This window comes from Anaerobacillus sp. ABR4_321, assembly GCF_056158505.1.
The window spans coordinates 132,552-158,097 of record NZ_JBSWTK010000012.1; the positions used below are offsets into that span (position 1 = coordinate 132,552).

At 35.5% G+C, this 25,546-nt stretch carries 30 protein-coding genes, 1 riboswitch and 1 other annotated feature; of the genes, 4 read left to right on the forward strand and 26 right to left on the reverse strand.

The window, feature by feature from the left end; genetic code table 11:
• Window positions 1-7 precede the first annotated feature (7 nt).
• From ACXADT_RS22450 to ACXADT_RS22505, 12 genes are all read right to left on the reverse strand, one after another.
• Window positions 8-646 carry a class I SAM-dependent methyltransferase gene (locus ACXADT_RS22450; RefSeq protein ID WP_474834742.1) on the reverse strand — a complete coding sequence of 213 codons (639 nt, stop codon included), beginning with the start codon at window positions 644-646 and terminating at the stop codon, window positions 8-10.
• Window positions 647-1,031: 385 nt separating this feature from the next.
• On the reverse strand, window positions 1,032-1,214 hold the full coding sequence (locus ACXADT_RS22455; protein ID WP_474834740.1) for a hypothetical protein: 183 nt from the start codon (window positions 1,212-1,214) through the stop codon (window positions 1,032-1,034).
• A gap of 102 nt (window positions 1,215-1,316) precedes the next feature.
• Window positions 1,317-1,934, reverse strand: a complete 618-nt coding sequence (locus ACXADT_RS22460; RefSeq protein ID WP_474834738.1) for a hypothetical protein — start codon at window positions 1,932-1,934, stop codon at window positions 1,317-1,319.
• A gap of 204 nt (window positions 1,935-2,138) precedes the next feature.
• Complete coding sequence (locus ACXADT_RS22465) at window positions 2,139-3,173, reverse strand: helix-turn-helix domain-containing protein (RefSeq protein WP_474834736.1); 1,035 nt, start codon at window positions 3,171-3,173, stop codon at window positions 2,139-2,141.
• A gap of 290 nt (window positions 3,174-3,463) precedes the next feature.
• Window positions 3,464-3,598, reverse strand: coding sequence for a hypothetical protein (locus ACXADT_RS22470; RefSeq protein ID WP_474834734.1), 135 nt, complete (start codon window positions 3,596-3,598; stop codon window positions 3,464-3,466).
• Window positions 3,599-4,139: 541 nt separating this feature from the next.
• Entirely contained in the window at window positions 4,140-4,391 is a 252-nt protein-coding gene (locus tag ACXADT_RS22475) for a hypothetical protein (RefSeq protein WP_474834732.1), read from the reverse strand.
• Window positions 4,392-4,425: 34 nt separating this feature from the next.
• Complete coding sequence (locus ACXADT_RS22480; protein ID WP_474834730.1) at window positions 4,426-6,273, reverse strand: LPD1 domain-containing protein; 1,848 nt, start codon at window positions 6,271-6,273, stop codon at window positions 4,426-4,428.
• Between the two features lie 74 nt (window positions 6,274-6,347).
• Window positions 6,348-6,668: a hypothetical protein gene (locus tag ACXADT_RS22485; protein WP_474834728.1), complete on the reverse strand. Its 321-nt coding sequence runs from the start codon at window positions 6,666-6,668 to the stop codon at window positions 6,348-6,350.
• A 73-nt stretch (window positions 6,669-6,741) separates the two neighbouring features.
• Window positions 6,742-7,815 carry a DUF6094 domain-containing protein gene (locus ACXADT_RS22490; protein WP_474834726.1) on the reverse strand — a complete coding sequence of 358 codons (1,074 nt, stop codon included), beginning with the start codon at window positions 7,813-7,815 and terminating at the stop codon, window positions 6,742-6,744.
• A gap of 304 nt (window positions 7,816-8,119) precedes the next feature.
• Window positions 8,120-8,794: a hypothetical protein gene (locus tag ACXADT_RS22495; RefSeq protein WP_474834724.1), complete on the reverse strand. Its 675-nt coding sequence runs from the start codon at window positions 8,792-8,794 to the stop codon at window positions 8,120-8,122.
• A 109-nt stretch (window positions 8,795-8,903) separates the two neighbouring features.
• On the reverse strand, window positions 8,904-9,386 hold the full coding sequence (ssb, locus tag ACXADT_RS22500) for a single-stranded DNA-binding protein (protein WP_474834722.1): 483 nt from the start codon (window positions 9,384-9,386) through the stop codon (window positions 8,904-8,906).
• 131 nt (window positions 9,387-9,517) lie between these two features.
• Complete coding sequence (locus tag ACXADT_RS22505; RefSeq protein ID WP_474834720.1) at window positions 9,518-9,871, reverse strand: DUF6018 family natural product bioysynthesis protein; 354 nt, start codon at window positions 9,869-9,871, stop codon at window positions 9,518-9,520.
• Window positions 9,872-10,217: 346 nt separating this feature from the next.
• Here ACXADT_RS22505 and ACXADT_RS22510 point away from each other — a divergent pair, with 346 nt between their 5' ends.
• The 3 genes from ACXADT_RS22510 to ACXADT_RS22520 all read left to right on the forward strand — a co-directional run bounded on the left by ACXADT_RS22510 (window position 10,218) and on the right by ACXADT_RS22520 (window position 12,539).
• The gene (locus ACXADT_RS22510) at window positions 10,218-10,859 is read left to right on the forward strand and encodes a M50 family metallopeptidase (protein WP_474834718.1); all 642 of its coding nucleotides are present in this window, start codon (window positions 10,218-10,220) and stop codon (window positions 10,857-10,859) included.
• A 420-nt stretch (window positions 10,860-11,279) separates the two neighbouring features.
• On the forward strand, window positions 11,280-11,831 hold the full coding sequence (locus ACXADT_RS22515; protein ID WP_474834716.1) for a matrixin family metalloprotease: 552 nt from the start codon (window positions 11,280-11,282) through the stop codon (window positions 11,829-11,831).
• An 18-nt stretch (window positions 11,832-11,849) separates the two neighbouring features.
• Window positions 11,850-12,539, forward strand: a complete 690-nt coding sequence (locus ACXADT_RS22520; protein WP_474834714.1) for a cardiolipin synthase — start codon at window positions 11,850-11,852, stop codon at window positions 12,537-12,539.
• Between the two features lie 143 nt (window positions 12,540-12,682).
• Here the strand turns inward: ACXADT_RS22520 and ACXADT_RS22525 are convergent, their stop codons facing one another.
• From ACXADT_RS22525 to ACXADT_RS22555, 7 genes are all read right to left on the reverse strand, one after another.
• Window positions 12,683-14,044 (reverse strand): hypothetical protein, encoded by a 1,362-nt coding sequence (locus tag ACXADT_RS22525; protein ID WP_474834712.1) that lies wholly within the window; start codon window positions 14,042-14,044, stop codon window positions 12,683-12,685.
• 682 nt (window positions 14,045-14,726) lie between these two features.
• Window positions 14,727-15,659 carry a hypothetical protein gene (locus tag ACXADT_RS22530; protein ID WP_474835900.1) on the reverse strand — a complete coding sequence of 311 codons (933 nt, stop codon included), beginning with the start codon at window positions 15,657-15,659 and terminating at the stop codon, window positions 14,727-14,729.
• 88 nt (window positions 15,660-15,747) lie between these two features.
• A complete protein-coding gene (locus ACXADT_RS22535) occupies window positions 15,748-15,924 on the reverse strand; it encodes a hypothetical protein (RefSeq protein ID WP_474834708.1) in 177 nt (58 codons plus the stop codon).
• Window positions 15,921-16,325: a hypothetical protein gene (locus ACXADT_RS22540; RefSeq protein WP_474834706.1), complete on the reverse strand. Its 405-nt coding sequence runs from the start codon at window positions 16,323-16,325 to the stop codon at window positions 15,921-15,923. The genes ACXADT_RS22535 and ACXADT_RS22540 overlap by 4 nt, the downstream gene beginning before the upstream one ends.
• Window positions 16,322-16,855, reverse strand: a complete 534-nt coding sequence (locus tag ACXADT_RS22545; protein ID WP_474834704.1) for a hypothetical protein — start codon at window positions 16,853-16,855, stop codon at window positions 16,322-16,324. The genes ACXADT_RS22540 and ACXADT_RS22545 overlap by 4 nt, the downstream gene beginning before the upstream one ends.
• Window positions 16,856-17,220: 365 nt before the next feature.
• On the reverse strand, window positions 17,221-17,601 hold the full coding sequence (locus ACXADT_RS22550) for a hypothetical protein (protein WP_474834702.1): 381 nt from the start codon (window positions 17,599-17,601) through the stop codon (window positions 17,221-17,223).
• A gap of 346 nt (window positions 17,602-17,947) precedes the next feature.
• A riboswitch (cyclic di-GMP riboswitch) is annotated at window positions 17,948-18,031 on the reverse strand.
• A gap of 11 nt (window positions 18,032-18,042) precedes the next feature.
• Window positions 18,043-18,300: a helix-turn-helix domain-containing protein gene (locus tag ACXADT_RS22555; RefSeq protein ID WP_474835903.1), complete on the reverse strand. Its 258-nt coding sequence runs from the start codon at window positions 18,298-18,300 to the stop codon at window positions 18,043-18,045.
• Between the two features lie 463 nt (window positions 18,301-18,763).
• Here ACXADT_RS22555 and ACXADT_RS22560 point away from each other — a divergent pair, with 463 nt between their 5' ends.
• Entirely contained in the window at window positions 18,764-19,711 is a 948-nt protein-coding gene (locus ACXADT_RS22560; protein ID WP_474834700.1) for an HNH endonuclease, read from the forward strand.
• 180 nt (window positions 19,712-19,891) lie between these two features.
• Here ACXADT_RS22560 and ACXADT_RS22565 read toward each other — a convergent pair whose 3' ends face one another.
• The 7 genes from ACXADT_RS22565 to ACXADT_RS22595 all read right to left on the reverse strand — a co-directional run bounded on the left by ACXADT_RS22565 (window position 19,892) and on the right by ACXADT_RS22595 (window position 25,136).
• A complete protein-coding gene (locus ACXADT_RS22565; RefSeq protein WP_474834698.1) occupies window positions 19,892-20,122 on the reverse strand; it encodes a hypothetical protein in 231 nt (76 codons plus the stop codon).
• Between the two features lie 114 nt (window positions 20,123-20,236).
• The gene (locus ACXADT_RS22570) at window positions 20,237-20,704 is read right to left on the reverse strand and encodes a GNAT family N-acetyltransferase (protein ID WP_474835901.1); all 468 of its coding nucleotides are present in this window, start codon (window positions 20,702-20,704) and stop codon (window positions 20,237-20,239) included.
• 109 nt (window positions 20,705-20,813) lie between these two features.
• Complete coding sequence (locus ACXADT_RS22575; protein ID WP_474835129.1) at window positions 20,814-21,650, reverse strand: alpha/beta fold hydrolase; 837 nt, start codon at window positions 21,648-21,650, stop codon at window positions 20,814-20,816.
• Between the two features lie 107 nt (window positions 21,651-21,757).
• On the reverse strand, window positions 21,758-22,084 hold the full coding sequence (locus ACXADT_RS22580) for a hypothetical protein (protein WP_474835127.1): 327 nt from the start codon (window positions 22,082-22,084) through the stop codon (window positions 21,758-21,760).
• Window positions 22,085-22,617: 533 nt separating this feature from the next.
• A complete protein-coding gene (locus tag ACXADT_RS22585; protein ID WP_474835125.1) occupies window positions 22,618-22,938 on the reverse strand; it encodes a hypothetical protein in 321 nt (106 codons plus the stop codon).
• 79 nt (window positions 22,939-23,017) lie between these two features.
• Window positions 23,018-24,148: a serine hydrolase domain-containing protein gene (locus tag ACXADT_RS22590; protein ID WP_474835123.1), complete on the reverse strand. Its 1,131-nt coding sequence runs from the start codon at window positions 24,146-24,148 to the stop codon at window positions 23,018-23,020.
• A gap of 73 nt (window positions 24,149-24,221) precedes the next feature.
• On the reverse strand, window positions 24,222-25,136 hold the full coding sequence (locus ACXADT_RS22595) for a Nif3-like dinuclear metal center hexameric protein (RefSeq protein WP_474835121.1): 915 nt from the start codon (window positions 25,134-25,136) through the stop codon (window positions 24,222-24,224).
• A 44-nt stretch (window positions 25,137-25,180) separates the two neighbouring features.
• Window positions 25,181-25,404: a binding site (T-box leader), on the reverse strand.
• Between the last annotated feature and the right edge of the window lie 142 nt (window positions 25,405-25,546).

A 25,546-nucleotide genomic window follows, 5' to 3' on the forward strand; every position in this document is an offset into this window, starting at 1 on the left:
AAGCTCCCTATAACGGAATATCGTCAGGATTCAATTTGCTAATGGTAATTTTTCTGTACATACCATTAAACATTATTGATATGTCTTCTTTAACAGTTAAATTTTCTTTATTGCCACCGCACAATTCTTCAAAATTAACTCCTATGTCAGTGCCAAATACTTTTATTAACGGTCTTATTGCTTTTTTATACAGAGAAAGCCCTTTGTCTTGAGGGGTGAACTTATCAAAAATAATAATTTCTCCACTCGGTTTTAATACTCTCAGCATCTCTTTCAAACTCTTATCTGCATCTGGTACAACCGATAACACAAGACTTCCTATAACGACGTCAAAATGATTATCACTAAAACTCAAATCCTGAGCGTCCATTTTTAAAAAATTGATTGAGGAGCCGTTAAATTTCGCTCTTGCCTTTGCAAGCATATCAGCAGAGTAATCTATTGCTGTAATATCATATTCTTCGTGATTAATCAGTTCCAAATCTGCCCCAGTTCCTACCCCAACAAATAGTATCTTTTGATTTCTTTTGAAAGTATTATTGCTAAAAACTTTCTTTCTCGCGTTAAGGAATTGCCCACTATTAAAGATTATATCGTATATAGGCGACCACATTTTATAGATTAACTCATTCCAACGATTGTTCAATATACACCTCAATTTATTTAGCTTATTTTCATTACACTGCCTGGTTATTAACTTAAACAAAAAAGAGCGTAATCCTTCTAGATTAGCTCCCTTTAACAGAACAAACTACTTTAAGTATTTTACTTTCTTAAAAGCTCTTTATGTATTTCCTTTAAGAGATATAATCCTCTAACAAGACACCCCAGTATTATTCCAAAAGCAAGGACTAAACCAATTTCACTTAAAGGCAGTAGTAAATATCCCAGAAAGGTTGCTGCAATGATTAAAAACATTAAAAACAAAATTTTTACCTCCAACAGTATACATAACTACAATTTCACTTGTTTCGCTACTAAGAAACAGAGCTCTAAACCTAGATAGAACACTTACTATTGAAATTAAACCCTTACGATTTTTCTTCTTTTATCATTTGCTTCAGTGCATCGTTAATATCTTCTAATTGACCTTCAACTGCCTTTAACTCAATAATCACTTCTTCAGCTTGGTAAGTAAGATTAATGACAGTTATCGTAAGTACTATGTTGGCTATTAACATTACGACCAGAGAAATACCTAACAATTTATTCAACTAAAATCTCCTTATCATATTACGTAGAAGACTTCCTACAAACTCACTTCTTCTACTCAGATCCTATAATAACTGAAAAAAATAATTACTAATGTAGATTATTTATGTGATTTGAAGTTTTTCCTTTAAATCATAAAAGAGAGATTTATAGTGATGTTTTAAAATTAAATACCCATAAGAGGGGTTATCATCCGTTATTTCCTTCATCATATTAATATCTTTCTCTTTCACCGCTTCAAATATTATTGTGATTGTTGAAAAATGCCTATTTACACCACGTTTAATGTTTTCTAACCTCCAGTAATCTTGAAGTAAGTTGTTGTTACGCTTATACTTCTGTAGCATCTCTTTATATATGACGCTTGACTTCTCATGCACTTTCCAACCTGCTGAACCAATATCTCTTTTTATAGAAATACCGTATTGAACATCGAGGGAATCACTTAACAGAGCTATGTCCAGTTCATTCTTCTTCCCGTTTTCTCCACTGACTGGAAAATTTCTTTCTAGAGTATAAGGGAGTTGGTGTGACATAACCCAGTTATTAAAATACATGTTTACAATTAGTTCTGTTATACCTGTTAAATTGTTAGCATGGCCCATGTATAATTTACTCACGTCATAAAATTCTTTCATCAAGTCATACAAATCATGACCAGTAAGGGTTAAAATATTCACCTCCATATAACTGTTCACATCTTCTAATACTTTACGAAACATCATAGCACCCCATTGTTCACAATAATTGGTACTCATTTACTACGATTTCTAAATAATACCTTCCACTTTCCTTACACAGCTCCTAATATTTATGAGATACGCTTCTTTCCTTTTACTTATTTCAATATATAAAAAAGCAGTTCTTTTTAGGATAGTTTTAACCTAACTGAACTACTTTTCTATGGATTAGAGGGATTTTCAACATTATTCTTGGTAAATATCAAACTGAAGATCGGCACACTGGAAATCGAGCTCTTTCATTACTTCATAAATCATTGATGAATACTTAGATTCGACCCATTCATAAGCGAATTGATTTGGAAACATGATAAGCCACCTGTTATTTTCATCTGAATACGCTACTGATTTACCAAACCACGTTTCAAAGGAAGGTTTACTGATGTGTTCAGAAATGACATCAAGAACTTTTTTCCAACTATCCTCTTCAGCAACAGACATTTTCTTTTTAGCAGATTTATATTCTTCGTCGTATTCCTCTAGCTGATCTATTTCTTCCTTTAGAACACCTGTAGGATTCTTAACACTAATCACTTCATTACGGAGTTGCTCGTACACTTCATGGTAGTTATGACTTAAATCAAACTCAAGCTTACTTTCTCGTTTGATTCTTCTTAGGAAACGATCGTGCTCTTTTCGTAGTGATTTCGGTAGGTCATTATACTGAGCTCTCGAAATGAGCGGGAGTGTTTGTCTCACTTTAACAAGAATTGTACCGCTCATTCTGTCATCGTCTTCCTGTTCTCTCCAGAAGCGAATAACAAAGCCTGCCCTCTCCAGAATCTCAAGGTACTTTCGTACAGTTGGCTTGCTGCAGGTTAATTGTTTAGCAAGTGTATCAAGGCTAATCCATGTATAGTCCTTATCCCAACAATAGCTTAATAGAATGATATATGTATAAGAAACGATTCCACCACATTTAGGATCAAAGCTAGGACCCCAAAAGCGCATAAGATAATTATTTACGATCGTCTTATTGCCATTCATATCAGGCAGTAACTTTGCATGGCTCTCAAGATCAAACCTCAAAATTGATTCTTCGCTATAATACTCTTTTTTGGGTTGTTTTACAGGGACCTTTTTCTCCTGTTTACCATGATTGCGCTTAACCGTTCGAGTTACTTCATTTATAACATCCGATTCAACTAATCTATAATACCGATACTTTGTTGATTCACCTGTATCTAGCTTTTGGTGTTCTATATGTTCATCTGTGTACATTTTTCTGCTCCTTCTTCTCCCCACTAAAAGTGCAAAAGAAGGACTTCACTTGTAAAAAATTCAAAGTATATGATAGAATCATTCTATAAATAAATACATGTGAAATCCCGCCTGCTTCATTTCATTTAATCTTTCAGCGGCCAAACTGTCGAGATTAAATGAAAACCTGGTGGGTTTTTTTGTGTGTGAAAATTGGTTTTTAACTCATTTAATAGAAAGATATTCCTTTTAGTCTACCCTCAATAGTAGCAGATTGCAGATCAGAATTCTATCTCTCTCTGGCCATATAATTACGCTAGTTGTGAAGCAAATGCTACGACTGCTCCTACTAATATTGCACCTACAGGTATTAGTGCGTAGCCAATCTTTCTATTTCTGTCTTTCCTATATTTAATCTGTTCTGGTGTAATCCACATATCGTTCAATTTGATTCCCCCACTTTAATAAACATTTGAATTCAATACATTTTCATATTCTTACCAATTCAATTAGAATTCGCATCACCAATACCGTATATACGAATTCCTTTATAGCAACCTCATCTTTCTGATTCATCCAAATTAATCAGAATAAAGAAAACAACCGTGCTCGCCACCAAGATAAACAGCAATTCTCCAACAGATAAACTATTAAAAAAATCAATTAGACTATCAAGCATGTGGCTTGCCCTCCATTTCTTCAAGCGAGGCCAAAATCAAATACTGATTTATGCTGCGCATGTTAATAAATAAAAAAAAGAACCCAAAACAAACACGCCGTTCAAACGGTGGTTTTGTTTTGGGTTCTTCCCATCTGCTAATTTGTACAAATATTATATCATGATTTTTTAAGATTGGAAATGGACTTCGAACCTGCTGTAATCGAGATTAATAAAATTCATAAAAAAATAGTTCAGCTTTAGGAGCACAATAACTTTGTGTGCTCTTAAACTGAACTACTTGTTAATACTATTATTTTAGAACCTGCTTACGCCTTTATTCTCTCCAGAGCCTTTTCATCTGTTACAAGGCTGCGCGGCATATTTTCTTTATATCCCTTAATGTATTCTTTATCTGATAAGTTACTTCTTACTAAGTAATGATAAGTCGCAAATGTACTATAAGGTTTTTTCTCAATCTCTACTAATTTAATAATAGTCTGCGAGTAACCCACTAAGGTATCTATTACATCCCCTTCTTCAAACTCGGGTGGATATTTTAGACCTTCGTAATATGCCATTATACAGTTTCCTTTCTACATTAAGTTTTATATGTTAGAACAACGCTATTGTCTTTAGAGACCTAAATAATGCTCTGAAAGCTTCGTTGATCTCTTTACGCTGTTCGCCAGAGGGATAAGCAAGACTATGAGAAGTATGATACACAAGGTAATCATTCTTTCTATTCATACTCTCAAGCGTATCTTCTATAAATGCCTCAAATGAACGAGCAGCTAGTTCAACATCAGTTGCATAATATTTCACCTTACCGCGATCTAACTTCACTGCGTTCGTGAAGAATTCACTTTTATCGGAAGGACAAGGAATGGAATCTACCCGCTTCCCTGTTCGGTGTTGATGTAACCATGCGACTGCTTGAGCATATTTATTAAGATCTCTTCTAATTTTCTTTAGAGTCTTTTCTTTGTCTCTCTCACTATTGATGTTTAAGTAATTGTTCATCTCTATGCGACGTGCCAGTGACTGGTCTAACAGTTCCTTGTAATGATTCATAACAAGAAACAGATCACCATTCATCCGTTCGTATACTTTGGACATGCTTGAAGTTATACGCCAGGTATCTCCCTCTTTATTTTTGTTAAGTATGTCTTCTTTGCTTTTACCTACTTTGATCGCATCCATTAGGTTTTTGAGACAACTTTTAACAGAAGGATTCATGATTCCTAGCTCTGCTAATTCAGTTGCAAAACCAATCTTCCCATTCTTATGAGAATGAGAGTGATCAAAAAGGTAGTTGTCCAACGCGTGGAAAAACTCATGGGCCAACACGCCGTTGCAACCTTTATCACGAGTCAAATTAATGACTTTTGCTCCCGGTTCAAAGTGTCCTAAAGCGCGGCCTCGACCACGAGCACCAAATGAGATACTTAGCTGTGCATTGAGCGAGACAGCGTAATAATGGTTGAGCTCTAAGGCGTCACAAAGGTCATAGAACCCTTCAGAACTACGAACAAGATGTTCAGTAGCTTTCTCGTCGGCAACGTAGTGACCGAATTCTATTGAACGAAACCCGTGTTTTCGTTGTAAGTCTTCAGGTGTTCTTACCTCAGACTCAATTCCACCGATCCTGTCAGGTCGTTCTGCAACTTCACGTTCCCATAACTTCACGGATTTCTTTTTACCGGTATTGGCACCTTTTTTCTTTAGTAAGTCGTCCCAGCTACTAACACTGTTTTGTACTGTGTTGATCGTATTATTTCCGCTTTTGGCATTGGTGAAGAAGTTAATAAATTTCTTACCAAGACAGTTGAGCGGAAGTCTTTTAGCTTCTTGGATCTCATTCAATAGCATTGAGTACTTAGAGAGTGTATCGTTCGCAATTTTCCAATCATCAATACCTTCGGTTAGCATGTTTAACGATTCATTTGCTACCCTTATTTTCTCCTGGATATAAGTACAATCCATTTTTTCGTATTTCAATCTCTTACGAATAGCGTAGTACGTGTCTAAGAAGCTATCTAATGTGAGTATTGGTTCGATTAGAGATTGGAAATTTTCACAAGCTAGCATATAAACTTCTCTTCCTTCTGCAGAATCAACAGCTGGCATTTTATCAATTCGTTGAATGACCAATTGTTTAACTCTAGCAACGACCGCTTCCGTTCCTTTGGCTTTTTCATTTTCTAAAGTGAATTCTCTGAAGAGCTCTTCTCGGTTTACCATCGATGAAGCGAGTAAAGGACTGCGTTCTTCTAGTTCTTTTAAGGATGATAGTGTTCGGCCATCGAGAAAGGCTTTTCTTAATGCAGCTTCATCCTTACGAGATCCTCCGATCTTAACTCCTACATCGTAGGCAACCTTTTTATGTTGCTGTTGTTCCGTACGAATGTCTTTCGCCTTTTCTTTGTTCTCTAACCCAAATAAGCTAATTTGGTGTTCCATTAATCTTCATCCCTTCATTTATTAATAAAAAAAGAAGAGAATGCTCTACTGAGCTTTCTCTTCTCCATGTCTCTCTATAAAGCGTTTATTATTTGAACAACCTCTTCGACTTCTTTTCTAATGAGAGCTTCGAGTCGCCTTGAAGGATTTCCAGTAACAATGAGATTAACTCCAAGGAGAGATTTGCTTCTCAAGAAGCTCACACGAATAAATCGCTCATCTTCTGTCTCCATCGTAAAGAAGGTCCACCCATTCGATGACTCAATATATTCTCCAATGCATTTATAATCGTAGTTTTCAAGAAACGTACATAGGAGCTTAAATCGACGTTCGTGAGTGAATTCAATCTTTTGGATCATAGTGCTATTTGCTAAGTCTTCTTGTAGTGTTGACATATATACCCCTCCATTAATGGTTTACTGTTTTTTCTCTCCGATTGCATATTGGTAGTTTTGAATAATGATGTAATTAGACCAATTTACGAACCAACCCACTAGGTGTAATGACTTTTACACTTACGCTTCTTTTGGTCCTAGACTTTGTGATGATAGTCTTACTCCCGCTATCGTGGTGCCGGACCTCTTCCTCGTTTTCCTTTGAGACGATTTCAAGCCCCTGGACAAGATGGTAATGTTCTCCTTCTCCAACTTCACCATTCACAGCTCCTGAAGCAAGCAATAATGCCATTTGCCCCTGGTTGATTGGTAAGCAAGGGTCTCCACCAATTACAAGTTGTTTAGGTTTCGAACGTTCTCTAAAAGCAGCAAAACCTTTGGAGGAAGCGATTCCTTCATAGAAGTTTTCTTTGCTCTCTAACTTCGTATAGAAAGTCTTTAGTTCAGTTACACCTGTTGGGACTTCCCATTGATTTCTCCCTACCATTAAATTGATAGGTGTCACTTTGGTTTGTACAAACTCTTCTTTGTCCATCATCGTGAGGAAGTCAAAAAGCTTTTGGTTAAACCCATTATGCTTCCCGCTTTTTTTATTACCGATAAAGATGCACTGCTGAAAGTCGTGATAATCTTCATCAGAGAAGCGAACAATTCCCACGTTGTAGAAGTGAGTAGCTAAGTACCTAGCAATTTTCTTATCTGCAAAGCGGTAGCTTGGAATGGTATAGATCATCAAGCCTTTCTCTTTCAGATAGCGAACATTGCGTACTAACTCGGTCCACTCCTTACGTTCCGCTCCATCATCACCCAATGCCTTCATTGAAAAGTCATATGGAGGATTCAGATATAATAATGAAACAGCATCATTTGAAATCACCATGCTCTCGATCGGAGCATTGATACATTGATCAAGAAGGTGCTCTGCTTTCTGAGCACGTGCTTTATCCAATTCCACTCCGTAGGTCGTGATTGAACAATCTTCAGACTCACTAGCATCAGCAAGTTGTCGAAGAATCTCCCCCTCCCCACAAGTAGGATCGAGGAAGCTGCAATCACCTTTTGTATCAATCAATTTTGATAAGAAATCTCCCTGCAAGTCCGGTGTCTTAAAAAAACCACTGCGAAGCTTGTTACCGATATTCGACATTCACTATTCCTCCCTAAACATAATAAAAAGAGAGCAGGTAGCCCATTCTCTTCATCTCCTAAACTAATAAGTTCCTATTTTTCTTTTTAAATGTTTAGCAATTTAGTGCTCTCTATTACCAATCCGTGAATTTTGAACGTTTCAAAACACTGGTTTGATACAGCTTCCCATGTCTCACAAGAAGGGCACTTTATGACTAACAAGTTGATCTCCCCGACTTTAATACTGTCGTTTGATTCATCGTATTCAAATCGAAAAACTCTCTGACAATCTACGCATTCAATCAGGTGAGCTTCAGCTTCATTCATGCTAAATCCACACCATCGAATTGAATTTTAATAGAAAGCAGTTCGCATATAGCACCTAGCGAACCATCTTCTGAAATACCGAGAGCCTGCAAAAAAGCATACTCTTTTTCTCCAAGATGTTCGCAGTTATCAGTGTGCATATATATCTCGATTTCATCGTCATCCACACTCTCTTGCAGCATGACGTAGAATGGCAACAAGGCGCTCATCTTCGTTTCTATTTCTTCCCTTACACGTATAAAAGAGTCCTCGTCAAATGCATGCATAGTTTCTACGGAAGGTTTTATGTCACGCAATGTGTTATCCACCGTCCGCTCTTTTCGGGATTCTTTTTCAACCAGAATTCGAATAAGTGAAAGGTCATTTTCCTCTTCAGTAAGGTTCGGTGAGATATAGTCTAGTAGTTCAGGGATTACATGCTCGCCTTTTTGCTCTAGCATTGGTCCTTTCTCTTGAATCAATTCGGAAACATAAGCGAACCAGCGATGAGAAAGTCGCTCCATTTCTTCACTTAGACCAAAAGACCACCCACCAAGGTCTACTAGATCTCCACCAATACCGTTTTCACCAGTGATATCAACACCGTATCCATCTTCGTCATCGACGTTCCAGTGTATATAAACACAACCCCCAGCTAACTGAACTTTTACTTCACTCTTTACTTTAGCCATTTATATCAACCTCTCATAATTTGTTTTTAAATAGAAAAAGAGTGCTATCCAAATGGATGGAGCACTCTTTAATAATTCATTAATTTAGTAACTTAAAGATTCACCGATTTCAAAATGGCAAATCGTCATCGCTTATATCAATCGGCTTACCATCATTTGAGAACGGGTCATCTCCATAATTAGAGCTACCCTGGTTGCGGTTTTGATTACCGCCACCGTACCCGTTTGATGAACCGCTATTACGTTCATTATTCCCATTGCCTTGGTTGGCTCCTTTAGGCTCTAGAAATTGAACACTCTCTGCCATAACCTCTGTTACAAATACCTTCTGTCCCTGGTTGTTATCATAAGAGCGCGTTTGAACTCGGCCATCAACACCTGCTAGACTTCCTTTCTTCAGAAAGTTAGCTGCATTTTCAGCTTGTCGACGCCAGACGACCACGTTTACGAAATCAGCTTCTCGTTCTCCTTGCTGATTTGTAAATGGACGATTCACAGCTAGTGTGAAGTTTGCAACCGCTACTCCGCTCGGTGTATAGCGCAATTCTGGATCCTTAGTTAAACGCCCTACAAGAATTACTCGATTCATCATAATAAAATCCTCCGATTATTAGTTAGTTTGATAGTGTAACATCCACTCTTAAAGAGTTTTACTCTTTGTCTCATCAGTTAACAGCTTTGTATTTCCACCCATGTCTGTGAACTGATGAAGAAAACGTGTGATTAGTCTTCTAAATCAAAGAAAGATAAGATCGCTTTCTTTAAATTTAGACCTTTAGATTTTACTGCCGTATGTTGCGTACTTAAACGGTACTCATTCTCCCCCTTTATTCTCCACATCACTGTATCGCCAATCGCTTCTTCCAAAGAGGATACGAAAACAAGAATTTCTTGTTCTGCTTCCTTCATTTTCTTGGCGCGAGTTCGATACATACGACGAGATCCATCCCTTAGAATAACCTCCGCGAAAATACGTGAAGCGGGTGGGGAGAAAAAAGGTTGTGCCTGTACGGACTTTCTACAATCCTCCACTACATCTCTTTTACCAAATACCTCTGCTAATGTTGTTGCTGCCATAATAAAATCATCCCTTCTTCTGAAGTTTTTTTATATAAAACGCAAAAAAAAGCGTCCTTCAGAATGTCTCATAAATAAAACACTGATCATATAATCAGAAGATCATATGATCGGCAGTGTTTTAAAGAGTCATCCCAAAGGACGCATACGTTTTATAATTGAACCGCTAATCCATAAGGATTGCCAAAAAAGAAAAACTAAAAGTAATACATCTTAATCATACTATTCAATGTCATTTAAGGCAATAATTTCTATTAATTTGTGCTATCTTCGCATACAACTGTCAAGAAATTGATGTTGTTGAGTTATACTAGATTTATTTAGTTCGGACATCCAGGAGGTTACTATGATTTATATTGTAATGATTTGTTTGGCTTTTCTTGTATCTAGAATACCTGTTCTAGGTAAATACATAGGTGGCATAGACACATTGCTCCATGAAACGGGGCATGCGTTTATGGCCCTTCTTACCAGCGGTAGAGTAAGATCGATACAACTATTTCATGATCGAACGGGGTTAGCTGAAACTGGTCAGTCCTCCTGGTTGGGTGGGATTCTCACTACCCTTTCCGGCTATGTATTTTCATCCGCTATGGCATTTGTTTTTTTTTACTTACACAACTTAGAAAGGTTCGATTGGATCATCTATATCCTCGCATTCGTCGTAGCATTGAATTTGTTATTATGGATTCGTAATTTCTATGGTTTCTTCTGGCTCTTCACTTTTGGAGGAATTCTGACGTACCTTTGGTTGAACATAAACCAGCCATACGTCCCACTGTTCTTATTATTCATCATTTCTATAAACCTAATTGAAAGTATTTATTCAGCAGGAGTTATCTTTTACCTAAGCATTAAAGATCGTAGGAATGCAGGAGATGCTTCGATTTTAGCTCGTAAAACGTTCATACCTGCAGTAGTTTGGGGATTTTGCTTCTTAATCCAGTCTCTCTATTTCGGTTATCTGAGCTTATTTAAGATGAATTGATATCTATTTTAGGGTGTACCATTGCATTCATCCCATGTAGTGTACAAACCCAATATATCGGTTCATAGTTTAAATAAGTTATTAATCTTACTTTAATACATAAACCATCCATTAGCCCAACCCTTTACCCAATCGAACTCCCTTGAAATAAGAGTAATCATTGAATCTATGTATTAAAACTTGCTCGTTTCATCATATCCCATTGTTTTTCCTCATTTTTTGTCCTCAATACACCAACTATTAACTGGCATATTGGAATCAATAACTTCTAAAAAATTTTAAAAACCCAATTCGTTATGCCTATTAACTAGGTCTATTATCCCTTATTTTACAAAATCTACTAATACGTTTCTTTTTTTAAAGGATACAGAAGTTTTTTGACGTATTTACATTATTATCAAAATACAAGGAGGCATTTATTTGTTTAGAAAACGAAGTAAATTGTTGTTAGCACTTTCTTTGGTTGTTGCATTTGTTTTTGGTTTTGCAGGGTCATCGTTAGCATATGTATATGAAGGTTATAAGTTCTACAAATGTTCATCTTGTAGTTCAACATACCCTTCTTACAAATGGGGGGATCGATTAGATAATGGGAATAGTGTATTAAAAGATGCATGGAGACAAGCTATTGTAGATTGGGAAAGTAGACAATCAAAAGTAAATTTTACATACAGTAGTAGTAATAGTGGAATATTAAATTCTTACTATGAATCTGGTTCAAGTTATTATGGTTGGATGAATGTTACATATAATTCTAGCAAACATGTTACAAGTTACTATGGAAAACTCAACGCTGGAAAAAGTGGCATTACAACTACAAATGTAGCAAGAAGTACTGCTAATCATGAATTAGGCCATGCCATGGGAATAGATCATACATCAAATAAATCTATTATGGATACAAAGAGAACCCGAACAGTAACCTACACCCCAAAAACTGATGATATAAACGGAATAAATAATCTATATTAAAAAGGATGCTGATAACTTATGAAGATATTTAAGAAATTTTCACCATTATTAATTATGGTAATAATAGGTGTAATTGCGGGGTCAGTATATATGAAAAATCAGGAGAAGGTTTACGTTTCTGGTGACTTTCCACTGGTATCAAATATAGATAGTATGGTCGAAGGTTCTGAACTCATTGTATTGGGTAAATTTACCAGGGAAGATTCAACATGGAATATGGCCCGTAACCCGTCAAATCCTCAAGAACCTGATAGTGAGATTTATACAGAAGGTGTACTATACAATTTTAAAATTAATAAAGTTATTGAAGGAGAAGTAGTAAACCAAGTTATAAAAGTTAATTTCCGAAAAGAAGGAAATATTGAACTTAGAGATGAAGATGGGAATTGGCAAAAAGTAGTACAAACTGATCCTTTGTTTTTAGAGCCTGAAATAAATCAAAAATATTTATTGTTTTTGGGAAAAGACCAAACCTTTGATGATATATACTATGGTGCTGTTGAACCATTTCAAATAATGATAAACAAAGATAATAAGGCAGAACTAAAAACTCAATTAAAAGAAAATAAAAGCATTGAACAAAAGGTGAAATTAGGAAATAAAAAATATACGGTAGTGAATGAACTCGCTAAAGAAGAATTTACTGATAGTATTTCAGGTAAAGATTTAAATTCCATTCTAAAAGAAATTAAAGCTACTTACAAATAACAAGCTAAAACAATTAGTTGTAGAGATTATCTAATGAGCTTATAAATAAACATTAGATTACGTTTATTTTGGACATCGGTGCTATCACTAAAATTACATCAAATAAAACAGTCCGGCTCATAAAAGAGTTCCGGACTGTTTTATTATATAGCCAAAATTAACTGGCCATAATCATTTTTTGTATAATTTGAAAAGGAAAATTTAATCTTATTCTTCTCTTCCTTCTCTTTTAAGTTATTCAAATACCGCTTTATACCTTCAACAAAGCTCATTTCTTTAATCAGGTTATTGACCTCAATAAGCTCTGCTTCTGTATTCCAAATTAAGTGCTTTTCTTCTTTTGTATCAATCATAGTTATTAATCTATTCGCTGTTTCTGTCCTTGAGTAAGCTAATTGATCGCTTTCCAATACTGGAACATACATTCCATCGTCGGAAGCTTCCCAGCCCTCGTATGGCGGATCATATTGGTCAGAGTTTATACTCTCCTTCCAATCCAGCCAGGAATAGACATAATGTTCAGCTTCCTGCTGATTATTCGCAAAGGGCGTACAGACGATAAACGTGTACTCATTGAATGCCAGTTGGTGTTCTTTGTAATCTACCGCTCGTGATAAATAATGTATGGACTTATGCGTCTCCCTAACTTTGTTTTGAATGTAAGTCACAAATTCAGAGTTGTTATATTGAGTTTGTACTTTTACATAAAACAGCGGGAAAGACTTTACAGTCGTTTCTTTCTTATTCACTGTTCCATCCGGTAACAAGATTAGTCTTTCACCATGCTTATACCTTGCTGGTGATACGTCTCCTGGATGAATGTTATATCCATCTTCTCTCCATGCTTGATAGATAGCTTGAAGTTCTTCTTCCTCGATGAGTTCCTCACCCATCCGTTCTTGAATCCACAAGAGAAACTCAAGCATTCTTTTACGAGCTTCAATCGTGAACGCTCCTGGTGCATAGTTAAACGTCGCTCTATTAAACGTCTCGTATCTATGACGTCTTCTTTCGCTTGGATCTTGAATACAATCAGTAGAGAACAAATTAAAGTCATCTCTAAGATCTTCTGCATTCTTTTGATGAGAATTAAACTTTTGTCGTTGTGTTGGCAGGCGAAAGCGCACATCGTTCCGAATATCTAACATATAGTTCTTCCACTCTTGAAGATAATGATAATTCGTATAGCCCTCTTCGATCATTGCATTCAACATCTTGTCGTTCTTTCCAGCAAGTGGGCACGTAAAACATCCCGTTCTAGAACCCATTTTGCCACAAGAAGAACCGTCTCCGCTTTGGTCAGTAGTTGCGCATTCATGGCCATTCTTCCCGTACATCTTCATCATTTCAGATACCTTCCCTCCAAAGGGGAATTGTCCATTGGGAAGAGCGAGCAGATAGGTCCATAGTGCGTCTAATTCAATGTCTTTAATCGGATGCATAACCCTTATCCGTTTATCAGTGGCATGAGTTGCATAGTAGTCACCTACAGCATGTTTTTCCATACTGGTTGCTCTTGATGCGCTCTCTGATAATCTAACGCCCAAAATAGAGGTTAAAGCGTAATGATCATATGAAAAACAATCCTGGTCTTGTATGGATTTATTAATAATGGTCTCTAGCCTCTTCTGAATCGGATTTACCTTTTGATGGAAGGTACAATGCCGAGCTTTTGAGCTTGCTGATATTGGGGGAGTACCTCTGCCTATGGTCCGAAAATAGAATCTGCTTTTGATTGGCGGCTTCACCAAGTGGACCTTAATGATATGGTTTAACTTTTGTTCAAAAGTTTTCTTTTCTATTGTTTTCATAATCCCTCGTTGGTATCGACTCATGACCGGAGTTTCAGCCGCAGCATCACTCATAACTATATGAATTTCTCGTTTTAATAAGTGTGCAGGTAACCGCTCGATCATTTGCCATACCAATGTCAGAACTAATGAACTATCTTTACCCCCGCTGAAAGAAACTGACCACTGTTGTGAGTTATCCTCCAGATATTGTTCCTTTAAAAAATCTTTGATCTCATCAAATTCCTGAAATACATTCACTTTAGAATATCGTTCTTCCCATTCCTTTAATTTCGCTTCATTCATATCTTTGTCCAAACGCATAGAAAAAGAGATAGGGGCGTCCACCCGCTATCTCAATTCATCTAGCGGAGGACTACCCTCCCTTATTTTATTGTTATGCTCTCATGCGATTTTGAGCAGCCTGCATGTTTCTTCTTTGAAATGTCTCTAGTGTTCTTCTTTCAGTATCTAGATCCATCACAACAAATTGAAGGCTGATATCTTTAACCGTTTTAAATTGTTCGATTTCATTCTTCGTTATTGTCCCACGAGATATGAAATATTGAACTTTTTCATGATTGGGTTTACCGTATTCAATCAGAAGGTCACTACCCAGTTCATCATACATAGCTCGAACATCATATAAAGGGTCATTATTAATCAATGAAACCGAACCATATTGATGCGTCAGCTTCTTGTTTTCTTTTAATTCTTTACAAGCTATCATTTCTTCTTTTAGCTTTTCGTAACGATACTTGTAATTGGTGTGCTTCGCTTCTAACGTACTGAATGAAAAAGCTAATTCTTCCGTGCTCCAACCTGTACTCTTTAACTCAGGAACCTTGTTTAACTCCTTCCCCCATTTATTGAAAGAAGGCTTTACATATTGAGTAGGCTCCAGCTGATAAGCTATTATTTGTTCCAAGATAAGCGACTCTTTTCTAACCTTTTTATGGTCCACCTCAACAATATGAGCTAATAAGCCAAGATCATCGAGATACGTATTCAAACCAATTAGATCGGTCTCGCTTCTCTTTTTCGGAACGAATTTAGCCACAAGATTTACATCATTGAAAACATGTCTTCTATCTTCTGACGCTTGAAGCTTTGTTTGTAATGTATCTTTCACCTGTTTTAAATGGTTCTCATACAGTTTTAATGTTGGATATGTCCCATCCTCTAAGAATGACGACATCATTTCAGCTGCAGTTCGAATAGGCTCAAATAATGCTTTTTCCGTTCTGGAGCATTTCTTGCATCTCTTTAGGTCGAATTCAGGTCGGCCGCTTTGATAAATACAATTCTCACAACTTCTTGCTACTGTCATAATTCTCATTCCTCTCAATATGCACTCCCCACCTAGTACCAGGGGAGCAAAAATTTCACTCCCCACTAGGAAGGGACATACTGTAGAGCTATAGATTTAGTTGTTTGTTCATAATTAACGTCATAAGTACTCTCTTAGCAACATCTGGTTTCAATCGATCAATGATGGTAAATACCTCAAATTCAGTCTCAGCAGATAGAATTTTTCTGTAAATCTTTGAGGATTCTTTATCAATCATTGAAAGAGAGGATTTACGTTTATTCATGAAATCTTCTCCCCTCTAGCGATGTATTTTACTGATAAGTTCTGAAGGTTTTTCTTCTTATACCGTTCCTTTACGAAGGTAATAGCTGAATTGCTATCTATGGCCTCCATGTTGTAAAGAATCGGTATATCGTCTAGAGAAAATGTTACTCTGAACAAATACTTCTGAGGCTCCCGCTCACCATCAAAGAATTCATTTGAAGGCAAGACGGACTGAATACAATCCGTTTTAAGGATAATTGGAGGCGTATATTCATTCTCCTGAACGATTAAATAAGCCGGAAAGCCCAAGAGCACTTGAAACAGAAATACGTTTCCCTCAGCAATCACTTCCCCATTTTTCAAAACACTCTTCTCTGCGACTGTAAACTTGGAAGTCTTAGTGTAGAAATCAAACGTCATACGGCTACACCTTCTTCGACATATGAAAACAGATCGTGTTCAGCAGGCTTCAACTCTTCCTTAACTGTTTCGATTTCTTTCAAACTAGCTAATAGATTTAGTTGTTTTCCCTTAGAACTTCTAAGTTGAAGTGTTACCACGTCATTCACTACCACGATGCCAATAGGACCCTTCTTAAAAATGCCCTTGGAATCAACAGTAGAAAATGACGAGCGGGACATAAAATCTTTAATCCAGTCACGCGTTTTTAACGTAGAGTGTGAAAGTGAAAACTCTATCCCTGTGATTGAAGGATTAATCCAACTTAGCGCAAAATCGTAAAGAAATATTGCACCATCAATAGATCCGTTAAAACAAACGCGATACCCCTTCATACTCGTCCTAGATTGATTTTTGAATGGTTCAATCCGGAAAACATGGCCATCCAGATACCATTCAAATCCCTCTTCTTTCTTAGTAAAATGCAGTCCTTTCACGCCTTTCCATAATTCCTCTGGTGTAATTGGAGCAAAACATGTGACTTTAAACATGTTGATTCCTCCTCATCTGACAATTGCTCACGCTCATAAATTCATTAATAAATAAATCCATTCAGAACATCCTCTCAATTAAGTTTTTTAACTCCACCCATTAATTGCTCTTACATTGAAGATTCAACTAAGTTTCTTACACATCACCTCCCTTGAAACGCAAAAAAAGCCTTTAGGCGAGGTTTTTGCACACAAAAAGTGTGCAAATTCCAAGCCCAAAGGCTTCTGTTATAATAGTCGTTTTACCTGCGGATCTCGAATGAGATCGCTCCAAAAAGAAAAATAAAGTCTTGATGACTAAATTATACCATTGGGTAATACCGACTACAACGTTATTGTGTTTGATTTAAGACTATACAGTGCTATTAATTTAGTGAATCTAACACTTCTTTATTTACATCAAATAAGTTATCTTTATAATTTTTAAGTATCATATCTACTTGTTCTTTTGTTAATTTGTATTCTTCTTTAATTGTATCTTCTGCATGAAGAGCTTCCACAAAAGATTTAGAAACGTCTTTAGTATCTAACTCTCTGGAATCTGAACTTAATACTTCATTTTGAGTAATAAGATTTCTTCCCTCTACTCGATTGTACTCCATAGCTAGAGTTACCATCTCAACATAAAGGTTTGGCTCAAGTAAAAAGTATGTACGGGTAAATGTATATTGATGATCTAAATTAATGAAAAAAGATTTTGTATTAGTATCATTGCTTTTATTAGACATAAAGTTTTTAGATAACATTAGAAACACCTCTTAATAGATAGGAAGTCTATCTAAATTTTTTTGTTTAACTATAAATATCCTTCATTTGTAATTATCATAGTATATAATTATTGAATTTATTGTAGAATTCCAAGATATAACTAAAGGTTTTTTAGACAAATTATTTCTATAACTTACATGATTCGATAAAATTCTACAAAGTTAAGTTTAATACAAATAAACAAAGAATGTTAGTTTATTCAAGGAAATAAGGACTTATGAGCTAAATAAAATCTAACTTTACTATATTACCCATATCAGACTGGTTAAAACTTCTAATTTATACAGAAAAAAGCCTTATATATTTAACAGTCTAAGTTGTCAAACATACTAAGGCCGGTTGCACTAGTTGCTCATCTATTTCTAAGTGCCCAGATAGAGAAATAAAGTCATAGCAATCCTTATATGTATTATTTTTTTCTAATTATCGAAATCCAAAAGATCTACGATTCTTACATCTAAACTTTTCGATATTTTATGTATGTTTACAAGGGTAATATTCCGATACCCTCTTTCCAATTCACTTATGTAGGTTCGATGCATACCAGTATTGAATGCGAGTTCTTCCTGAGAAATCTTTTGTAAAAGACGATAATATCGTACTCGAGAACCAAATAACTGTTTGACGCTCTTTTTGTCCTCTTTAAAACAAATTATAAGCCTCCTCCTTTTTATTATCTACCGCATAAAGTAGACATTTTCAAATGACATAAGATAATTTATGGCTTTCTTTTAAATATTATTAGGTAACTTATATTAGTAACAGGAAAAACATTAAAATAATAAAGGGTTACGTCATTTCGCAAAACTTTATGACCATAAAACCAGAAGTATATTTACATAAAGAGGTTTTTTTATGGGTCTAAAGTTAGTTAAAAAGTAAGATTAGTTTAATTTAATTTTACTATAAATTCCTAAAAACGCTATAGCAAACTCCAAAATTTTCCTAATATGATTAATATAATAAATAACTTTAAATCAAATCTATTAATATAGACATACAGAGTAATAAGAATATGAAATGCCAATTATATAAGGGAAATATCTATTTAAAATAATTAATTTTTCTGAAAATTAGCATTTAGCTGAATTGTGTGTATAATATTTTTGGATATACAAAAAATGTAAAGTGAGGTTCGACATGAAATTCAAACAATTTTTTAGCTTATTTATTGTTGCTTCTATTTTGTTTGCGTACATTGCTCCAGAGTTTGCACAAGCAGCTACCGAATCCGATAGCTATAGTCAGTACATTATTATTGAGAGTGATGATGAGGAAGTTTTCGTCTGTGACCCAGACTATGTTGAGGAAACCGTTCCACCAGTTTCTGATCAGCCTAATCCCGATGAAGAACCATTCCCAGTAGATTCGACTGTAATTGATAATCAAAAACCATTACCTGGTATTCCACTACCAACTGACCCAACTGTTAGAACTTTCTCTGTTAGCGAACCTTCAGAGTTTAATTCTGTTGAAGTACTAACTTCAGATGACGGTTGTAATTACGTCGAAGAGTATATTGAGCATGCAAATTATGATAATAGTATTCCTTATTCTTCAATCGTAGAAACAGAAATTGATGAAGAGTTCGATGACATCAATGTAGTTATTAAAGGCGATCAATTACAACTTTGGTTTCTATTACCGGTTATTACTCCAATTGTTGCTAGGGTTGGGGGAAGATTAGTAGTTAAACAGTTCTTGAAAAGCTCTACAAGAAATATTGTTATTAGAAACGGACATTTAGCAGGGAAAAAACATCCTGTTTCTAAAGTTTCTTTCACTTCCCAAGGGTTTCCAAACTTTGTTGAGAAGTATTCAATGACACTACCAAAGAGATTATTAAAATCATCTAACAGTACTCAATTTGCACATGCAAATAAAGCGTTGAAAAGTAAGATTAATAGTAGTTCAAGCACCAGGAATAAATTCACTTCTAATCAAATTAAGGATATACAAAATGGAAAGACACCAAGAGGTTATACTTGGCATCATCATGAAAAAAGAGGAAGAATGGAGCTAGTAAACTCCTGGGAACATGCCAAAACTGGTCACACTGGTGGTAAATCCATTTGGGGTAAAAATTAGACTTGTAAGAAAAAAGCTTGGAAACTTCCAATAACGTGTTCTGTTTTGAAGTTCAAAACCACAAATGTTCAATTGAATGGTAGTCTAATACGCGATACAACAAATAAAAAGACAAAAAACGGTCAGAGGCAGTAGCCGCTAACCGTTTTTTTGTGAATAGATTGTTCAAGCAAAGCTCCCTTAATTTCTCTTTCCTAACAATAAATAAATTAATACCCCACTAAAAGTGAACATAGCCGTTCCAGCAAAAACCTTTGCATTTGAAACACCAAATTCGAGAGTATCCTCAGTCCTCTGTTTAATCTCAATTACTGTCCACCAGTTGTTAATTGAAGATTCATATATTGCAAAGTAAAGCCAAATTAAATAGCTGAAGAATAAAATTAATATAACACCTAAGCTTCTTTGCATCATATCTCCTTTTACATAAAGACATTACTATTAGAACTAATACCTATTCTATTAATTAACAAAAGAAGAGCGTAATCCTTTTAGATCATCGCTCCCTTTTCTTGAGTAAGAGAGTTATAAAAACCCCTTCATCCTAATTACTTTTCCATCCAACTCTTGTCCTATCTCTTCCATACCAAGTTTTTGATAAAACTTCAGAGCAGAGGTATTAGTAGGTGACACTCTTAAATGAAACTCATTATGGTTTTGACTTTTAAAAAAGCTGGATGCGTATTTGTGTAGTTCCTTCCCTATACCATTTCCGCGGATCTCTGGAACTAAGTAATAAAGATTTACATAACCGATTTTTCTATCTTTGTATTCTTTTATAGTTAATTCTAGTTGTCCAATTAGTCTATTATCCTTTTCTACCAAAACGAACCCATCTGGAAAGTCTTTTACCATTATCTCTAACCAATTCAAGTATTTCTTTTCATCTCCAAAACCCGATGCATTCCCAAAACTAGCTGCAAAGGAGTCTTTACGAAAACCAATTGCAACTTCACTATGTTTATTTATATCGATAGTGATAAAGCGCAACAAATTGATTCACTCCTTATCTAAGAAAACTGTTATGTATTTAAGGTAAAGAACAGTAATCCTTTTTAGGTCAACGCTCCGATATAATTGAATAAGCATCAAATCATAACTATTAATTTTGGTTTTCTATTTCCATTAGATGGAGCCGTACTTCTTTTAGAAACTTTTCTTCCTCTTCAACGTGAGCATAATGTGAAGAATGTTGAAATACGATATGTTTGTTATTTGATATCCCCTCAGAAAACTTTTCAGATTGACCTACTGAAATCCCATCATATCTACCGCTAGTAATTAAAACTGGGCAACCAATTCTTTCTAATTCACTTGTAGAATCATAATGGTACATTTGAGGATTCAATTTTGAGTTCCAAATCAACTCGTTAGTTCTATGATCTTTATCTGTAAGAGCTTCTAATAAATAGTTAGGATAAGGAACTCTACAATAATTTGAGTTGTATGTACTCGTTTTTCTCCCATTTCCTTCAGGACTACTTTTCTCCACCTTTTTTCTTTCTTCTAAGCAATTTTGGAAATCTACTACTCCACTATGTAAAATTAAACTTTTTGTTTCATTAGGATGTTTTAATGCGGTTTGAACAGCTAATATTGAGCCCCAAGAATGTCCAAGCAAATGGTAATTCTCTATATTTAATCTCTTAATTAAATACTCGAACTGGTCTATAAATACGGATAAGGTCAACGAGTTTAGATTATTTGACCTTGTGGATTTTCCACTCCCGATTTGGTCATATACGAGAACTGGTCTATCCTTTGCTAGTTTTAATAATGGGGTCAGTGTAGTAAATGATAGCCCTGGTCCTCCTGCAAGTAACACTAATGGCGTCTTATCATTATTACCTTTAGGACGGTGAAGTTCATAGTAAGTAGTGACTTTTCCATTCTTAATAAAATCATTTTCTTTTTGTATTTCCGCAGTTTCGCCGTACATAAAAGTTAATCCCCCCTTACCTTCAGCTAATAGTGGTTGTTCAAATTGAAGTGATTTGTTCTTCGGAATAAAAGACTAAAGGTATTTCTGATATGCTCCGAGTTAATTTAATAAGAAGTGTAGTTTACTCTGCTTTTGAATAGGAACAAAACCCACCATAATAACAGAAACAAATAACCTATACTTGTGAAATATGACCATAAAGCACCTTGTTGTAATTGACTAACTAAATGTTCAAACTCATTTATTCCTTCTGCTCTACCAATACTATTTATAAAACCAATTATTGGAACTATAACAGTGAACAGAATGGCTACAATTGACAAACCTTTCATTTTCCTTTTCACAACGCTGTATATAGTTGTTCCTAATGTTGTTAATAAAAACAAGTAATATATTACCCAAAACCAATTAGGCAATGTGTCCCAATCCATTTTTTACCCCCTTATTGTTCATTGCTTACTGTTCAACAATCCTGCACTGTTAGCACAACTAGCGATAGCCAAAGTGCAGCTATCGCTCTCTATTGTTGAGCACTAATTTTCATTTAGGTTGTTTGGTTTAAACAACGACTTATAAGTAGAAATTAAAAGAATGATTACGAAGACAAAGATATAAAGCGTATTTTCAGTAATAATAACCTCATTATCTAATGTAAGCGAAAAAACTACTCCAAATAGGATGAGACTACAATACATCCAAAACCAGAGCCTAATATTCTTAAATTTATTGCGATAAAGAAGTAATAAAGGCTCAGTCATGGCAAAGGTTAATATTACTATTCGAACATATAAATATGGTTCATAAACAAAGAAGCTAATTAGAATACCTGTCGCTGCAAGAAAATTAATTAAAACAGCCCATTTACTATCAGTCAATGCAAAGCAACCCCCAAATACATTACTTTATAGTCAAGAATTGTACGCTCAAGGGAAACTATCCTTTACTACAAAGCTCCCGATTGTGATCAAGATCTTGATAACTCTCTTATGTCCAAGAAGTCTTCATCTTTAACCCCATTTTTCTCAGATAAAAGGATGCCTTCGAAGGACTTAAATAGTTCTTGAATCTCCTTTTCCTGATTTATTAGTGCCATTCCCTTTCGATAAGCATCTTCACTTTCGTATTTTGCAATTTCCATCCACTTTGAAGGATCTTCTTTGCTTTGTAAGTAAGTGGTTTTAACGTCGATGTACTTTTCATAGATTTCTCCCGCTTTTTGTTGAATACGGAAATACTCTTCTATGCTTTCTTGGTGAATATGATATTCATACACTTTTACAAACATCGCACTTCACTCCTCATAGAATAATTAGGCTTTACATTAATGCTCCCTTTAGTTGAAGACTTGAATTCGAGATTTAAGATTAGAAATCAATAAAAGTATCGATAATTTTATCGCAAATCTCATGATGCATAGTCCCATCAAAGTTCAACAACACAACGACTCCCAAATCAAGTTCAGGAACCATTGTTATTAACGATCTTACAGCTAATTGACCACCGCCATGTTCAACAATTCTGTATCCCTTATATGTATCTGTAAACCATGCAAGGCCATAGCTTCTTACATTACTACGGAATTTCCATTCATTGCTGACAAGATGAATAGGGTTTTGCATTTCGTCAACTAACTCTGAACGTAAGATAGGCGATTCTTTATTCAAATGGAAAATCAAATAATTCCCTAAGTCATTTGCAGTTGAATACAAGTAACCAATTGGAGCTGAAATTGGATTTATAGGAAATGGCGTTTCTACCTTTTCCTCACCCAGATAGTACCTGGCGCTGTTCTTATCCTTTTCAACTATGAGTGCATCGCTATTTGTTCGATTCATATTCAGTGGAGAAAGGATTTTTTCTTGAAGATACGCCTCCCATTCGTAACCCGTAACTTTCTCGATCAAGTCTGCTAGTATTACATAGGAATCTGTACAATAATTCCACCCAGCTCCTACTGGATAATCCAGCGCAACCTTTTCAAACCATCTTGTGACATCTTCTCTCGTCCTAACTCTTTTAATCTCTTCTTCAGTAAGATTATAATAATCTAGCGCTTCTTGAAATTCGGTTGGTGTATCTGAAAATATTTCTTTTACGTTTGGAGCGATCATGTTGGCTATCCCCAAGTTCGACGGAAACCCTGCCGTGTGGGACAATGTTTGACGTATCGTAATTGTATCACTCTGGGGTTTATCCTTAGTTCTGAAGTAAGGCAGATATTTCACTACCGTATCATCCAAAGAAATTACGTTCTCCTCAACCAGCTGCATAATAGAGAGAGCCACAAAGTTCTTAGAAATACTCTGGATACTCATTCTAGTTTCACCATCAATCGGAAGCTGCTGAGGGATAATCTGAGAGGCACCAAAACCTTCTGAGTAAATAATTTTTGAATCTTTTACAATAGCAACACTTAAACCTACACTCTTTTGGTCATTTATCAATTCAGTAATATGCGCTGATATACAGTTAAGTTGTTCTCTATATTGATTCATTACATCCCCCTTTAGCTCAATACTAGATTTCAAGAAAACTTTCTTAGAAAGATAATACTTCCAAATCCTCTTTTTAGAGCCACCATTTTCTCTGGGGAATGAGGTTTATACTGTTAAAATTGAATTCTTTTTCAAACCACTGATACAATAAGGTTTTCTTAACTAAATACTCGGAAGCAGAATGTGAAACTCCGATTAAAGACAAATTGGTATGCTTTGCATAGCTTTCAACCTCTTTAAATCTACTTCTACCGTAATCATTATCGATATGACAATGAATTTCTCCAGAAATATAAGCATCTACTCCTTTACCTTCAGCGTACTGCATCCACTTTGTTTTATCACCGCAGCCTGCGACAATAGCCACTTTCTTCACACTATTTTTTCCCCCTTCAAAGTCTACATAGGGGATATCAAATATTATTTTCAGTTCATTAATCAAGCTATCTGTATCAGTTGTATGAATGTTTCCTATTATTCCTATATCACCGTGATTTTCACTATGAATAAACCGCTCGGTTATATCTACTTTCAATGCTTCCGCAATGGCTCGACTAGTTCCAAGCTTTCTATGGAAATCCAAGGGAGCGTGACAAGTATATATTGATAACGCTTTGCTTACTATTTTATTTAACAAAGATTCATCAATTGGAAGAAAACCTCTTCCCCACCTACCATTTGGATCCCCGCATTCCATTAATAGAGGATGATGCATGAATAACATGTCACCAGATTGCCCTTCCTCAATGAATTGCTCTAAAACATCATTTGTTGGGAAGACAGCTAGAAATAGATTTTCAACTGTGGGATTCCCTCTAATCATCAATCCATTAAATAACGTTGTAAACTTAGGCTCAAATAGATTTTTCCAATCTACATTATTTTTGTAGACTTGAGGTATGAACCTACTAAAAGCAGGGTCTATCCCAAACTGTTCTATCCCAAATTCATTGTCCATAGATCGAACAACACTGACCAACTCTTCCATGTAACTGCTCCTTTCAACAAAATAAAAACACACTATCCCTCTAACAGAGGGACGAGTGTGTTATCTCGTGGTTCCACCCAAATTCCCATTACATACTACACTAATGGCTTCGGTAAGCTTTAACGCGCTACACGGTATAGACTACTATTCTTTTCATCCATACAGTTCAAAGGTGGTAAGTCACTACGCTGCGATAGGAAGTTCACACCATTTTCTTCCCTCTCTGATATCCGGTAGTAGTAACCATCGTCCTCATCATCACAAAATATTTTGAATTTTATTCAACTATATGCCACTTACCATATTTAGTCAATATTATTTGTTGTGCTACTAGATGTTTAATTTAAAAGAACGTACACCTTTTTAGTTCACCGCTCCCGATTGTGGAAGAAAGTATAGATCTATTATCC

Bases quoted from the DNA above. Each gene is read 5' to 3' on its own strand.
- ACXADT_RS22460 (WP_474834738.1), bottom strand. From the start codon at position 1,934: ATGTTTCGTAAAGTATTAGAAGATGTGAACAGTTATATGGAGGTGAAT.
- ACXADT_RS22465 (WP_474834736.1), bottom strand. From the start codon at position 3,173: ATGTACACAGATGAACATATAGAACACCAAAAGCTAGATACAGGTGAA.
- ACXADT_RS22475 (WP_474834732.1), bottom strand. From the start codon at position 4,391: ATGGCATATTACGAAGGTCTAAAATATCCACCCGAGTTTGAAGAAGGG.
- ACXADT_RS22480 (WP_474834730.1), bottom strand. From the start codon at position 6,273: ATGGAACACCAAATTAGCTTATTTGGGTTAGAGAACAAAGAAAAGGCG.
- ACXADT_RS22485 (WP_474834728.1), bottom strand. From the start codon at position 6,668: ATGTCAACACTACAAGAAGACTTAGCAAATAGCACTATGATCCAAAAG.
- ACXADT_RS22490 (WP_474834726.1), bottom strand. From the start codon at position 7,815: ATGTCGAATATCGGTAACAAGCTTCGCAGTGGTTTTTTTAAGACACCG.
- ACXADT_RS22495 (WP_474834724.1), bottom strand. From the start codon at position 8,794: ATGGCTAAAGTAAAGAGTGAAGTAAAAGTTCAGTTAGCTGGGGGTTGT.
- ssb (WP_474834722.1), bottom strand. From the start codon at position 9,386: ATGATGAATCGAGTAATTCTTGTAGGGCGTTTAACTAAGGATCCAGAA.
- ACXADT_RS22505 (WP_474834720.1), bottom strand. From the start codon at position 9,871: ATGGCAGCAACAACATTAGCAGAGGTATTTGGTAAAAGAGATGTAGTG.
- ACXADT_RS22510 (WP_474834718.1), top strand. From the start codon at position 10,218: ATGATTTATATTGTAATGATTTGTTTGGCTTTTCTTGTATCTAGAATA.
- ACXADT_RS22520 (WP_474834714.1), top strand. From the start codon at position 11,850: ATGAAGATATTTAAGAAATTTTCACCATTATTAATTATGGTAATAATA.
- ACXADT_RS22525 (WP_474834712.1), bottom strand. From the start codon at position 14,044: ATGGAAAAACATGCTGTAGGTGACTACTATGCAACTCATGCCACTGAT.
- ACXADT_RS22530 (WP_474835900.1), bottom strand. From the start codon at position 15,659: ATGACAGTAGCAAGAAGTTGTGAGAATTGTATTTATCAAAGCGGCCGA.
- ACXADT_RS22535 (WP_474834708.1), bottom strand. From the start codon at position 15,924: ATGAATAAACGTAAATCCTCTCTTTCAATGATTGATAAAGAATCCTCA.
- ACXADT_RS22540 (WP_474834706.1), bottom strand. From the start codon at position 16,325: ATGACGTTTGATTTCTACACTAAGACTTCCAAGTTTACAGTCGCAGAG.
- ACXADT_RS22545 (WP_474834704.1), bottom strand. From the start codon at position 16,855: ATGTTTAAAGTCACATGTTTTGCTCCAATTACACCAGAGGAATTATGG.
- ACXADT_RS22550 (WP_474834702.1), bottom strand. From the start codon at position 17,601: ATGTTATCTAAAAACTTTATGTCTAATAAAAGCAATGATACTAATACA.
- ACXADT_RS22560 (WP_474834700.1), top strand. From the start codon at position 18,764: ATGAAATTCAAACAATTTTTTAGCTTATTTATTGTTGCTTCTATTTTG.
- ACXADT_RS22565 (WP_474834698.1), bottom strand. From the start codon at position 20,122: ATGCAAAGAAGCTTAGGTGTTATATTAATTTTATTCTTCAGCTATTTA.
- ACXADT_RS22575 (WP_474835129.1), bottom strand. From the start codon at position 21,650: ATGTACGGCGAAACTGCGGAAATACAAAAAGAAAATGATTTTATTAAG.
- ACXADT_RS22580 (WP_474835127.1), bottom strand. From the start codon at position 22,084: ATGGATTGGGACACATTGCCTAATTGGTTTTGGGTAATATATTACTTG.
- ACXADT_RS22585 (WP_474835125.1), bottom strand. From the start codon at position 22,938: ATGTTTGTAAAAGTGTATGAATATCATATTCACCAAGAAAGCATAGAA.
- ACXADT_RS22590 (WP_474835123.1), bottom strand. From the start codon at position 24,148: ATGAATCAATATAGAGAACAACTTAACTGTATATCAGCGCATATTACT.
- ACXADT_RS22595 (WP_474835121.1), bottom strand. From the start codon at position 25,136: ATGGAAGAGTTGGTCAGTGTTGTTCGATCTATGGACAATGAATTTGGG.